Source organism: Streptomyces sp. NPDC056734 (assembly GCF_042790455.1).
Taxonomy (GTDB): Bacteria; Actinomycetota; Actinomycetes; order Streptomycetales; family Streptomycetaceae; genus Streptomyces.
The window spans coordinates 206,035-218,005 of sequence record NZ_JBHTZD010000002.1; the positions used below are offsets into that span (position 1 = coordinate 206,035).

The following is an 11,971-nucleotide window of genomic DNA, read 5'->3' on the forward strand; positions in this document are numbered from 1 at the left end:
CCTTCACAGATGGCGGCGTCGGGTGGAGACGTGCCGTTCATACAGCTCACGGGCCTTGATCGCGGACGGTCTGGTCGCGGTCTCGGCCACAGGAACATCCCACCAGGCTTGCGCGGGGGGCGCTCCCGACACTGTGTCGGCCGTTTGGGTCTCCGCGTAGACAGATGTCTCCAGGTCGGCGCCTGTCTGCACATCGGCGCGGGTCTCCACATAGACGCAGGTGGGGGTGCGGGCGTCGCGGGCCTCGGCGAGTGCCGCCCGCAGTTCGCGTACGGTACGGGCGCGCAGCACCCGCATGCCCAGGCTCTCGGCGTTGGTGGCCAGGTCCAGGGGCAGCGGGGCGCCCGTGAAGGTGCCGTCGGGGGCGCGGTGGCGGTAGGCGGTGCCGAAGCGCTCGCCGCCGGTCTCCTCGGAGAGGCCGCCGATGGAGGCGTACCCGTGGTTCTGCACCAGGATCAGCTTGATCGCGATGCCCTCCTGCACGGCGGTGACGATCTCGGTCGGCAGCATCAGATACGTGCCGTCGCCGACCAGCGCCCACACGGGCCGGTCGGGCGCGGCCAGCTTCACGCCGATCGCGGCGGGGATCTCGTAGCCCATGCAGGAGTAGCCGTACTCCACGTGGTACTGGTCGAAGGACCGGGTCCGCCAGAGTTTGTGCAGGTCACCGGGCATGGATCCGGCCGCGTTGAGCAGGATGTCCGAGCCGTCCACGAGCGCGTCCAGGGCGCCGAGGAGCTGGGGCTGGGTGGGGGGCGCGTCGGGGTCGGGGGCGGTGTAGGCGGCGGTGACGCGCCGCTCCCAGCGCGCTTTGTCCGCGGTGTAGGCGGTGAGGTACGCGTCCGTCACCGTGTGGTCGTGGACGAGGAGGGCCTCGGTGAGTTCCGCGAGGCCGCTGCGGGCGTCGGCGATCAGGGGGAGACCGGCGAGCTTGTGGCCGTCGTAGGGGGCGATGTTGAGGTTGAGGAAGCGGACGCCGTCATCGGCGAAGAGGGTGCCGGAGGCGGTGGTGAAGTCGGTGTAGCGGGTGCCGACGCCGATCACCAGGTCGGCGGCGCGGGCGAGGTCGTCGGCGGTGGCGGTGCCGGTGTGGCCGATGCCGCCGACGTCCTGCGGATGGTCGTACGGCAGTGAGCCCTTGCCCGCCTGGGTGGCAGCGACCGGGATGCCGGTGGTCTCGGCGAACTCGGCGAGCGCGGCCTCGGCGCGGCTGTGGTGGACGCCGCCGCCCGCGATGACGAGGGGCCGGCGGGCGGCCCGGATCGCGGTGACCGCCTCGGCCAGCTCGGTCGGGTCGGCGCCGGGCCTGCGGACCGTCCACACCCGCTCGGCGAAGAAGCCCTCCGGCCAGTCGTACGCCTCCGCCTGCACGTCCTGCGGCAGGGCGAGGGTGACGGCTCCCGTGTCCACCGGGTCGGTGAGGACGCGCATGGCCTGGAGGGCGGCCGGGATCAGGGCCTCGGGGCGGGTGACGCGGTCGAAGTAGCGGGAGACCGGGCGCAGGGTGTCGTTGACGGAGAGGTCGCCCGCGTAGGGGACTTCGAGCTGCTGGAGCACCGGGTCGGCCGGGCGGGTGGCGAAGGTGTCGCCGGGGAGGAGGAGCACCGGGAGGTGGTTGATGGTGGCGAGGGCGGCGCCGGTGACCAGGTTGGTGGCGCCGGGGCCGATGGAGGTGGTCACGGCGTGGGTGGAGAGGCGGTTGGACTGACGGGCGTACCCGACGGCCGCGTGGACCATGGCCTGTTCGTTGCGGCCCTGGTGGAAGGGCATCGCGTCCGCGTACTCGACCAGCGCCTGCCCGAGCCCGGCGACATTGCCGTGCCCGAAGATGCCCCAGGTCGCGCCGATGAGCCGCCGCCGGACGCCGTCGCGCTCGGTGTACTGGGAGGTGAGGAAGCGGAGGAGGGCCTGGGCGACGGTGAGGCGGGTGGTGGCGGAGTGGTGGGAGGTGGGGGTCTGGTGGGTGGGGCCGGTGGGATTCTCGGGGGCCGTCATCGGTATCCCTCCGTGCTCGCTGTGTGGTCGGGGTGGAAGCAGATCCGCCATTCCCGGGTCGCCCCCGGGCCCGCCATGACGTTCAGGTAGTACATGTCGTGGCCGGGCTGGGCGATGGAGGGGCCGTGCCAGCCGTCGGGGACGAGCACGGCGTCGCCGGAGCGGACCTCGGCGAGGACGTCGGCGCCGCCCGCGCGGGAGGGGGAGACGCGCTGGTAGCCGAAGCCGGGGCGCGCGCGAGTCCCGTCGATCCCGGGGGTCCCGTCGGTCATGGCGCTCGCGGCGATCTCGAAGTAGTAGATCTCCTCCAGCTGCGACTCGACGCCGGGCCGGTGCTCGTCGTGTTTGTGCGGTGGGTACGAGGACCAGTTGCCGCCGGGGGTGATCACCTCGACGGCGATCAGCTTGTCGCAGTCGAAGGCGTCGGCGGAGGCGAAGTTGCGGACCTGGCGGGCGCAGTTGCCGCTGCCACGCTGTTCGACGGGGACCTCCGACGCGGGGCCGTAGCGGGCGGGGAGTCGTCGCTCGCACTTCGCTCCTGCCAGGGCGAAGCGGCCTCCCGCGTCGGAGGAGATCTCTGCCCGGGCATCACGGGGCACGTACGCGAAGTCGGTGACCGACGCGAACACGCTCTCGCGGCCCAGGAGTCGGAGGGTTTCGCCCCCGACCTGCACGGTACAACCGCCTTCGAGAGGCAGCACGATCCATTCGCTGTCGCCGGCCGTGAGGATATGGACACCGCCCGGCTCCAGGGCGACGATCCGAAGGCCGCTGTGCGTCCAGCCGGCCAACTCCGGGTCGATGGACAGGACGTGGCGGTCGTCGGCGGTACTGCCGCCGGGGACGTACAGGTCCTGATTCCTGTCGTACGGGGCATTGCTCATGGGGCCCTCACAGCAGTCCTACGGCGGTGTCGACGGCGGCGGCCACATCGCCGTCCGCCGGGTAGAGCAGCGTCCTGCCCACCACCAGCCCGCGCACGGTGGGCAGTCGGAGGGCGCCGCGCCACTTCTCGTACGCCCCCGCCTGGTCCGCGGGGGAGCCGCCGGCCTCGCCGCCGAGCAGGACGGCGGGCAGGGTCGAGGTCTCCATGACCCGGGCCATGTCGTCGGGGTTGTCGGTGACGGGGAGTTTGAGCCAGGTGTAGGCGGAGGTGCCGCCGAGGCCGGAGGCGATGGCGATGGAACGGGTGACGGCGGCGGCCGAGAGGTCGTTGCGCAGCCGTCCGCTGTCGTCGCGGCGGCTGATGAACGGCTCCACGAAGACCGGCAGCCGCCGCTCCGCCATCGCGTCGATCGCGCGGGCGGCGGACTCCAGGGTGGTCAGCGAGCCCGGGTCGGAGTAGTCGAGGCGCAGCAGCAGCTTGCCCGCGTCGAAGTGGAGGCGGGTGAGGTCCTCGGGGCGGTGGCCGGTGAAGCGGTCGTCGAGTTCGAAGGCGGCGCCCTGGAGTCCGCCGCGGTTCATCGAGCCGATGACGACCTTGCCGTCCAGGGCGCCGAGCAGCAGCAGGTCGTCCAGGATGTCGGCGGTGGCGAGGACTCCGTCGACGCCGGGGCGGCCGAGTGCCAGGCAGAGGCGTCCGAGCAGGTCGGCGCGGTTGGCCATGGCGAACGGGCGGTCCCCGACGCCGAGGGCGCCCCGGGCCGGGTGATCGGCGGCGACGATCATCAGCCGCCCGGTGGGGCCGAGCAGCGGACGCCGGGGGCGGCGGGCGGCGGCCTCGGCGACGGCTTCGGGGTGCTGGGTGCGGATACGGACCAGCTCCGCGATGTCGACGCTCAGCGGGCGGCTTCCGGGGATCGCCGGAGGGCTTGCGGGGACAGTTGGACGGCCCCCGGGGCTTCCGGGGCTCACGGGCAGGCTCCCGGGGCTCACTGGACGGCTCCCGCGGCGAGGGCCGTCTCGACTTCCTCCGGGGTGGGCATCGCCGAGGAGCACTCCAGCCGGGAGGCGACGATCGCGCCGGCGGCGTTGGCGTGCCGCATGGTCCGCTCCAGGTCCCAGCCGGCCAGCAGGCCGTGACAGAGCGCGCCGCCGAAGGCGTCGCCCGCGCCGAGGCCGTTGAGGACGGTGACGGGGAGCGGGGGGACCTCGGCGGTCGCTCCGTCGCGGGCGAGGGCCAGGACGCCGTTGGGGCCCTGCTTGACGACGGCGAGTTCGGCACCGGCTTCGAGCAGGGCGCGGGCGGCGGCGTGCGGTTCACGGACGCCGGTCGCGATCTCCACCTCGTCCAGATTGCCGACGGCGACGGTGGTGTGGCGCAGGGCCTCGGTGTAGTGGGCGCGGGCCTGTGCGGGGTCGGGCCAGAACATGGGGCGCCAGTCGAGGTCGAAGACGGTGATGCCGGTCCTGGCCCGGTGGCGGAGCGCGGTGAGGGTCGCCGTACGGCTGGGCTCCTCGCTCAGGCCGGTGCCGGTGACCCAGAAGATCCGGGCGTCATGGATCGCGTCCAGGTCCAGCTCGCCGGGGTCGATCTCCAGGTCGGGGGCCTTGGGCTGCCGGTAGAAGTACAGCGGGAAGTCATCGGGCGGGAAGATCTCGCAGAAGGTGACCGGCGTGGGCAGTCCGGGGACGGGGGTCACCCAGCGGTCGTCCACGCCGAAGCCGCGCAACGCCTCGTGCAGGTAGGTGCCGAAGGGGTCGTCGCCGGTGCGGGTGATCACGGCGGTGTCCCGGCGGAGCCGGGCCGCGGCGACCGCCACGTTGGTCGCGGAGCCGCCCAGGAACTTGCCGAAGGACGTCACCTGCGGCAGCGGGACCCCGGTCTGCAACGGATACAGATCCACCCCGATCCGCCCCATGGTGATCAGGTCGTACGCCATCGAGTTCCCTCCGTGCCGTCGGTTCGGCTCACTCCGGTTTCTAGTCCCGCGCCGGTGATCCTGTCAATGATTTGTCCAGACATCCTTACCACGATGGGCATAGGTAATCGCGGGTAATCGCGGTTTGATCACCCCATGAACCATTGATTCACCTCCACCACCAACATCACCTTTGTGTCACATATGTCCCGCGTACGCGGATGTTCCGTCACACTTGGTCAACAGAACCGGCCCGCTCCTCACTCTGTGTCGCTCACCGGCTCAGGCTTGGTGATCGCCAGCGCAGCGCCCGGCTCCCCCGTCGGCCGCCCCAGGGCCACCGCCGCGGCGCGCGCAGGGAGGTGCCGCTCATGACCGACCGACGGCTCTGGTCCTACAAAGAGATCGCCGCGCACATCCGCGTCCAGCCGGACACCGTGCGCTCCTACCGCAAACACGGCCTGCTCCCCCCACCGGACCACGTCGAGTCCGGCAGGCCGTACTGGTACGCCGACACCGTCCACGCCTGGGTGGCCACCCGCCCCGGAAACCGGAACCGGCGGGAGGGGTGGGACGGGTGAGGGGGACGGGGTGACGGGACGGGTGAGTCTGGTGAGCCTGGTAGGTCTGGTGAGACAGATGAGCCCGGTGAGGCGGGCGCCCTAATTCCGTTGCCCGGCGGGCGAGGCGGCGCGCAGGATCCTGGGATGAGTTTTCTGGACAAGCCCCTGCTCACCGGCGCGAAGACCGTGCTGCGGCCGTTCACCGAGGCCGACGCGCGCACCGTGTGGGAGATCCTCCAGGACCCGGAGGTCCTGCGCTTCACCTCCGAACCCTCCTCGGACGACTTGACCTTCGAGCACGTACGGTCCTGGTACGCCACCCGTGCCGATCAGCCCGACCGGCTCGACCTCGCCGTCACCGACCGCGCGAGCGGCGAACTGGTCGGCGAGGTCGTCCTCAACGAGTGGGACCCGCACAACCGCAGCTGCAACTTCCGCACCCTGATCGGCCCCCAGGGCCGAAACCGTGGCCTCGGCACCGAGGCGATTCGCCTGATCGTCGGCCACGGCTTCGAACACCTCGGCCTCCACCGCGTCTCCCTGGAGGTGTACGCCCACAACGCCCGCGCCCGCCGCGCCTACGAGAAGGTCGGCTTCCGTCAGGAGGGCATTCGCCGCGAGGTCTCGCTCCGCGAGGGCAAGTGGGTCGACCAGATCCTGATGGCCATCCTGGAAGGGGAGTGGGCGCGGCATCGGGGGTGGGCGGAGAGCGCGGATCAGGGGCGGGCGTAGGGCCGCCGCCGTCCTGGCGGCGGTCCGGAGGGGGCCAGTCGGGCGACCGGACCGGAGGGGCTGGTCCGGAGAGGGGCCCGGAATGGGGCGGTCCCCGAGGGGTCCTGAGGACATCTGCGGCGAGGACATCGGCGGCGAGGACCTTTGTCCAGAGGAGACCGGTCCGGGGTGCGCCGACCGCACGGGAATTGGGCCGAGGGAGCCGGTCACGGGAGCGCCGACCGCCAGGGGGTTGGGTCGGAGCGGAGGTCCGAGCGCCGGCTCCACAGGTGCCGTCCCCCAGGACGCCGGCCGCGAAGGCACCCGACCCAAGGGCCTCAGCGCCACGGGTTGATCACGGTCACCCCCGCTGTCGCCGCCCCGGGTCTGCCCGGCGGGCCGCCCATGGCTGCCAGGGCCTTGGGGGCGGCTTCCAGGCCGATCTCGGCGGTGACCAGTAGGTCGGGGCAGAGGGCGCCTGCGGTGATCAGGTTCAGCAGGGCCGGGTAGTCGTGGGCCGGCATACCGTGGCTGCCGAGGATCTCCAGTTCCAGGGCGATCGCGCGGGCCAGCGGGACGGGGGTGGTGCCGGTGGCCGAGGGGAGCAGGCCCACCTGGATGTGGCGGCCCCGGCGGCGCAGGCCGTTCACCGACGCGGCGCAGGTGACGGGGGCGCCGAGGGCGTCCAGCGACACGTGCGCGCCGCCGCCGGTCACGTCCCGTACGGCCGCCGCCGTGTCGTGCACGGTGGACGCGTCCACGCACTCCGCCGCCCCGAACCCGCGCGCCAGCTCCAGCGCCCCGGGGGAGACATCGACCGCCACCACCCGGGCCCCGGCCGCCGCCGCGATCATCACCGCCGACAGACCGACCCCGCCGCAGCCGTGCACCGCGACCCACTCCCCCGGCGCCGCCCGGCCCTGTCGCACCACCGCCCGGAACGCCGTGGCGAACCGGCATCCCAGCGATGCCGCCGTCGCGAACGACATCGCCTCCGGCACCGCCACCAGGTTCACGTCGGCGTGGCCCAGCGCCACGTACTCGGCGAAGGAACCCCAATGCGTGAAGCCGGGCTGGGTCTGCCGCTCGCACACCTGCTGGTCGCCGGACGCGCAGGAGGGGCAGGCGCCGCAGGCGCAGACGAAGGGGACGGTCACCCGGTCGCCGGGACGCCAGCCGGTGACCCGGTCGCCGACCGTCTCCACCACTCCGGCGAGTTCATGCCCGGGGACATGCGGGAGGGTGATGTCCGGATCGTGCCCCTGCCAGCCGTGCCAGTCGCTGCGGCACAGCCCGGTGGCCTCGACCCGCACCACGACCCCGTGCCCGGCCGGCTCCGGCTCGGCCACGTCCCGCACCTCGGCCGGCTGCCCGAACCGCTCGAACACCACCGCGCGCATACGCCGCCCACCACCCCGAGATCGCCACCGGCCGCCTTCGCCCTGCCTCCTGGCGAACCGTAACGCGTGACCCCACGAAGGGCCCCCGGCCCACACCTAGCTCCGCGAGGTCTCCTTCTCCCGCTCGTCGGCCCGGCCCTCCTCGCCCGCCGGGCGCCGCCCGCTCTCCCCCTCGCTCAGCCCGAACCGCTCGTGCAGTCTGCGCAGCGGGCCCGGGGCCCACCAGGTCGCCCGGCCGGTGAGGCGCATCACCGAGGGGACCAGGAGGCTGCGGACCACCATCGCGTCCATCAGGACCGCCAGGGCGATGCCCAGGCCCAGCATCTTGGTGTTGGTGACCCGGGAGGTGCCGATCGCGATCAGGACGAGCGCCAGGATGACCGCCGCCGCCGTGATCAGACCGCCCGTGCGCTGCAAGCCGTGCCGTACGGACTCCTGGTGGTCGCCCGTTCTGTCGTACTCCTCCTTGATGCGGGAGAGGAGGAACACTCCATAGTCCATGGAGAGACCGAAAGCGACACAGAACATCAGGACGGGGACGGTCGTCTCGATGGAGCCGGGGCTGGTGAAGCCCAGCAGGCCGGAGAGATGGCCGTCCTGGAAGACCCAGACCACCGCGCCGAACATCGCCGTGAGGCTGAGCGCGTTGAGCAGCACGGCCTGGACCGGTATGAGCACACTGCCGGTGAGCAGGAAGACCAGGATCAGGGTGACGACGGCGATGAAGGCCACCCCCCAGGGCAGTTGCTCGGCGATCGCGTCCTTCGTGTCGACCAGGACCGCCGCCGCGCCGGTCACCTTGGTGTCGAACGGGGCGTCGACCGCGCGCAGTTCACCCACCAGCCGCTGGGCGGGGTCGTCGACGGACTCGCCGCTGGGCTGGACCGTGAAGTACGCCGAATCGCCGTTCACCAACGGGCCTTCCACCCGCTGGACATCGGGCAGCGCGGCGATCCGCTGCTTGTAGTCGGCGTACTGCGCCTCGGTCGCGCCCCCCTCGGCGAGCACCTCAAGACCGCCGCCGGGGCTGCCGGGGAAGCCCTCTCTGATGTGCTGCTGGACGACATGGGACTCGGCGGTCGAGGGAAGCTGACGGTCGTCGGCCGTGCCGAACCTCACGCCCAGGAACGGCAGCCCCAGCAGCACCAGCACCGCCGTCGTGCCCAGGGCGAAGAACGGGGCCCGGCGCATCACCAGCGTCGCCGTACGCCCCCATGCCCGGCCTTCCTCCGCCGCCGGCCCCGGCTTCCGGCCGCGGCGCAGCAGCCGGCGCAGATCCAGGGAGTTGACCCGGTGGCCGAGCAGCAGCAGGGCCGCCGGGAGCAGGATCAGGGCCGCCGCCGCGGCCAGCAGGACGACCGCGATCCCGGAGTAGGCGAAGGACCGCAGGAAGTACTGCGGGAACAGCAGCATCGCCGCGAGCGAGACCGCCACCGTGAGGGCGGAGAACAGGACCGTACGGCCCGCTGTGCGCACGGTGGTGGCGACGGCGGTCAGCGGATCGTGTCCCGCGGACAGCTCCTCGCGGAAGCGGCGGACGATGAACAGCGCGTAGTCGACGGCCAGGCCCAGGCCGAGGGCCGTGGTGAGGTTGAGGGCGAAGACGGAGACATCGGTGATCTCGGTCAGACCGCGCAGCACCGCGTTGGTGCCGAGGATCGCGACGATGCCGATGCCGAGCGGCAGCAGCGCGGCGACCGCGCTCCCGAAGACCATCACCAGCAGCACCAGCGTCACCGGCAGGGCGATCAGCTCGGCCCGCACCAGGTCCTCCTGGATGATCGTCTGCATTTCGTGCCGCACCGAGACCATGCCGCCGAGCTGTACGTCCACCGGGCCGTGCGTGCCGCGCAGTTCGGGGGCGATGCGCTCCAGGGTCTTGGCGGCCTCGCTCTCCTCGCCGGTGATCCGGGCCGCTATCAGCGCCTCGTGCCCGTCCTCGGCGCGCAGGGCGGGTGAGCGGGTCTGCCAGTAGGAGCCGACGCCGATGACGCCCTCCTCGGCGGCGAGCCGCTCCGCCAGCCGGTTGGCCTCGGCGGCCACGGCGGGGTCGTCCACGGACGCCTCGCCCGCGTCGATCAGCAGCAGGAAGTTGGGCTGGGAGGCGGGGAACTCGCGCTCCAGGGCGCGGGTGGCGTACGTCGACTCGGCGGCCGGGTCCTCCCAGCCGCCGCTGCCCAGCCGGTCGCCGACCCCGCTGCCCGCCAGCACGGCGAGCGCGGTGAGCACCAGTGCCACCAGCAGGGACAGCCGGGGCCGGGCGGTGACGAACCGGGTCCAGCCGCCGGGCCGCGGCGGTCGCGGTGCCGTGTTGACTTCGGTCATTGTGCGGTGTCCCCTTCACCATGACTTCACTGTGACCCGTGCTGCTGTACCGGGCGTGCGCATGCGTACGCAGGCAGGCGGCATGGGTCTGCCATTGCCATAGACTGGCAAACACGAGACATCGCTCGCGTTTCTCCAGAATGCGAGTGACCACTCGTATTTGTCAATCGCGTTCGGAGAGCCTGGGGACAACTCATGCCCGACACACCCGCACCCGCGAAGGCGGACGAGCACGCGACGCCGGATGGGCACGCGACGCCCGACGAGGGCGCGACACCGGACGAAGGCCCGACGCCGGACGAGGGTGCGACATCGGCCCGCGGCACCCGCCGGTCGCCCGCCGACGAGCGCCCCAAGCGGCGTCAGGCCCGCGGTGAGCGCCGTATCGCCCAGCTCCTGGAAGCCGCCGCCACCGTCTTCACCACGACGGGCTACACGGCCGCCAGCACCAACGCCATCGCCCGTGAGGCGGGCGTGTCACCGGGCACGCTCTACCAGTTCTTCCCGAACAAGGAAGCGATCGCGATCGAGCTGGGCGAGCGGCTGATGCGCGAGATGCGGGAGGCGTACGGCGAGGCCCTCGGCCCGGTCGCCCCCCGGACACCACTGGAGGAGGTGGTGGGCGGGGCCGTGGACCGGTTCATCGCCTTCAACTGCCGGCACCCGGTGTTCTTCGCACTGATGCACGGCCCGGACGTCCCCGGCCGGATCGCCGAGGAGCACGACGCCCTGCACGTCACCCTGCTCGGCCGGGTCCAGGACCTGCTCCGGTCGATCCTGCCGGCCGCCCCGCCGGCCGACGTCGAACGCGTCGCCACCGTCTGCCTCAGCATCTACATGGCGGGCCTGGAGCTGATCCTGCCCCGCGAGGGCGCCGAGCGCGACGCGTACGTGGCCGAGCTGAAGTCGGTCCTGATCCGGTACGTGGAGCCGTTCGCCGCCACCTGGGAGCAGCGGCCCGAGTCCGGCGGGGAATCCGGTACGGCGTCCGTCGCGGAGTCCGCCGTACGCACGACCCCCTGAGCCACCGGACCCGACCCGACCGCCTCCCCCGCCCCCCCGATCTGCGCCCCGCCCCCACCCCTCGTAGGGTCGGACAAATCGGCCAGAAATGGTCGACCGTATGCCACCAAGTCGATCAAAGATGGACCGTAGTGGTACGTACCGCAGCCCAGGAGTGACGAGGGACCCACCGTGACCCACACCCCACCGCCGTACGGCGCACCCCCGGCCCGCTCCCCCGGCCCGCAGCAGCCACCGCCGCCCCCGACGCGGCCGCCGATCCGGGCCGGGCTGTGGAAGCGCTGCCTGTGGGGCGGGCTCGCCCTGTGGGTGCTGACCGCGCTGGTCACGTACGCCACGAAGAACAGCACCCTGCTGCCGACCCTGATCCTGCTCGGCAGCTTCCTGGTGCCGGTGACCTTCGCGCTGTGGGCGTACGAGCGGCACGGGCGGGATCTCGGGGTCGGCCTGATCCTCGGCTGCTTCCTGACCGGCGGCACGCTCGGGGTGCTCGGCGCGTCGGTGATGGAGTACTACCTGCTGCATCCGTCGCTGTGGATGTTCCTGGGCGTGGGGCTGATCGAGGAGGCGGTGAAGCTCGGCGCGCTGATGTTCGTGGTGCGCCGGCAGACCTGGGTCCGGGGCCTGCGGGCGGGGCTCGCGCTCGGCGCGACCGTGGGCTTCGGGTTCGCCGCGCTGGAGAGCGCGGGTTACGCCTTCAACGCGGCCGTCTCGACACAGGGCATCGATCTGCGGGCGCTGCTGGAGACGGAGATCCTGCGCGGGGTGCTGGCCCCGTTCGGGCACGGCCTGTGGACGGCGATCGCCGGTGGCGTGCTGCTGTCGTACCGCCGCCCGGACGGGCGCTTCCGGATCACCGGTGCGGTCGTGGCGACGTATCTGGGCGTCTCCGTGCTGCACACCCTTTGGGACTCGACGCACGGGATCGCGGTCTGGCTGGTGACCCTGCTGACCGAAACGGGCCTTCAGCGTCAGTTGTTCGCAGAGGGATACATTCCGCATCCGACCGGGGAGCAGCAGCATCTCTTCACGGTGTTCTCGATCGGCGGGATGGTCGTGGTGGCGTCGCTGGGACTGGTCTGGGCGTGGTCGCTCTCCCGGCGGGACCCCTCTTGGAGAAATACCCCCTAGGGGTATACAGTGGAGTGCGTGA

10 protein-coding genes are annotated in these 11,971 nt (G+C 72.2%); 4 read left to right on the top strand and 6 right to left on the bottom strand.

The window, feature by feature from the left end:
- Positions 1-3: 3 nt before the first annotated feature.
- From iolD to iolC, 4 genes are all read right to left on the bottom strand, one after another.
- Positions 4-1,995 (bottom strand): 3D-(3,5/4)-trihydroxycyclohexane-1,2-dione acylhydrolase (decyclizing), encoded by a 1,992-nt coding sequence (iolD, locus tag ACFRFC_RS02920; protein WP_382681727.1) that lies wholly within the window; start codon positions 1,993-1,995, stop codon positions 4-6.
- Positions 1,992-2,879, bottom strand: a complete 888-nt coding sequence (iolB, locus tag ACFRFC_RS02925; protein WP_382681724.1) for a 5-deoxy-glucuronate isomerase — start codon at positions 2,877-2,879, stop codon at positions 1,992-1,994. The genes iolD and iolB overlap by 4 nt, the downstream gene beginning before the upstream one ends.
- A gap of 7 nt (positions 2,880-2,886) precedes the next feature.
- The gene (locus tag ACFRFC_RS02930; protein WP_382682091.1) at positions 2,887-3,777 is read right to left on the bottom strand and encodes a deoxyribose-phosphate aldolase; all 891 of its coding nucleotides are present in this window, start codon (positions 3,775-3,777) and stop codon (positions 2,887-2,889) included.
- Between the two features lie 89 nt (positions 3,778-3,866).
- On the bottom strand, positions 3,867-4,817 hold the full coding sequence (gene iolC / locus ACFRFC_RS02935) for a 5-dehydro-2-deoxygluconokinase (protein WP_382681721.1): 951 nt from the start codon (positions 4,815-4,817) through the stop codon (positions 3,867-3,869).
- Positions 4,818-5,167: 350 nt separating this feature from the next.
- On the opposite strand from iolC, the gene ACFRFC_RS02940 reads away from it, so the two are divergent.
- Entirely contained in the window at positions 5,168-5,377 is a 210-nt protein-coding gene (locus ACFRFC_RS02940; protein WP_382681718.1) for a helix-turn-helix transcriptional regulator, read from the top strand.
- 126 nt (positions 5,378-5,503) lie between these two features.
- Entirely contained in the window at positions 5,504-6,091 is a 588-nt protein-coding gene (locus ACFRFC_RS02945; RefSeq protein WP_382681714.1) for a GNAT family N-acetyltransferase, read from the top strand.
- A gap of 317 nt (positions 6,092-6,408) precedes the next feature.
- Here ACFRFC_RS02945 and ACFRFC_RS02950 read toward each other — a convergent pair whose 3' ends face one another.
- A complete protein-coding gene (locus tag ACFRFC_RS02950) occupies positions 6,409-7,470 on the bottom strand; it encodes a zinc-dependent alcohol dehydrogenase family protein (RefSeq protein WP_382681711.1) in 1,062 nt (353 codons plus the stop codon).
- Positions 7,471-7,566: 96 nt separating this feature from the next.
- Positions 7,567-9,795 (bottom strand): MMPL family transporter, encoded by a 2,229-nt coding sequence (locus ACFRFC_RS02955; RefSeq protein ID WP_382681708.1) that lies wholly within the window; start codon positions 9,793-9,795, stop codon positions 7,567-7,569.
- Positions 9,796-9,990: 195 nt separating this feature from the next.
- Between ACFRFC_RS02955 and ACFRFC_RS02960 the strand changes: the two genes are divergently transcribed.
- Together ACFRFC_RS02960 and ACFRFC_RS02965 are read left to right on the top strand one after the other, a co-directional pair.
- Complete coding sequence (locus ACFRFC_RS02960) at positions 9,991-10,818, top strand: TetR family transcriptional regulator (protein ID WP_382681705.1); 828 nt, start codon at positions 9,991-9,993, stop codon at positions 10,816-10,818.
- A gap of 171 nt (positions 10,819-10,989) precedes the next feature.
- On the top strand, positions 10,990-11,949 hold the full coding sequence (locus ACFRFC_RS02965; protein ID WP_382681702.1) for a PrsW family intramembrane metalloprotease: 960 nt from the start codon (positions 10,990-10,992) through the stop codon (positions 11,947-11,949).
- Positions 11,950-11,971 lie beyond the last annotated feature (22 nt).

What these genes read in the sequence shown, in the direction of transcription:
- iolD (WP_382681727.1), bottom strand. Translation starts at nt 1,995, where the DNA reads ATGACGGCCCCCGAGAATCCCACCGGCCCCACCCACCAGACCCCCACC.
- iolB (WP_382681724.1), bottom strand. Translation starts at nt 2,879, where the DNA reads ATGAGCAATGCCCCGTACGACAGGAATCAGGACCTGTACGTCCCCGGC.
- iolC (WP_382681721.1), bottom strand. Translation starts at nt 4,817, where the DNA reads ATGGCGTACGACCTGATCACCATGGGGCGGATCGGGGTGGATCTGTAT.
- ACFRFC_RS02940 (WP_382681718.1), top strand. Translation starts at nt 5,168, where the DNA reads ATGACCGACCGACGGCTCTGGTCCTACAAAGAGATCGCCGCGCACATC.
- ACFRFC_RS02945 (WP_382681714.1), top strand. Translation starts at nt 5,504, where the DNA reads ATGAGTTTTCTGGACAAGCCCCTGCTCACCGGCGCGAAGACCGTGCTG.
- ACFRFC_RS02950 (WP_382681711.1), bottom strand. Translation starts at nt 7,470, where the DNA reads ATGCGCGCGGTGGTGTTCGAGCGGTTCGGGCAGCCGGCCGAGGTGCGG.
- ACFRFC_RS02955 (WP_382681708.1), bottom strand. Translation starts at nt 9,795, where the DNA reads ATGACCGAAGTCAACACGGCACCGCGACCGCCGCGGCCCGGCGGCTGG.
- ACFRFC_RS02960 (WP_382681705.1), top strand. Translation starts at nt 9,991, where the DNA reads ATGCCCGACACACCCGCACCCGCGAAGGCGGACGAGCACGCGACGCCG.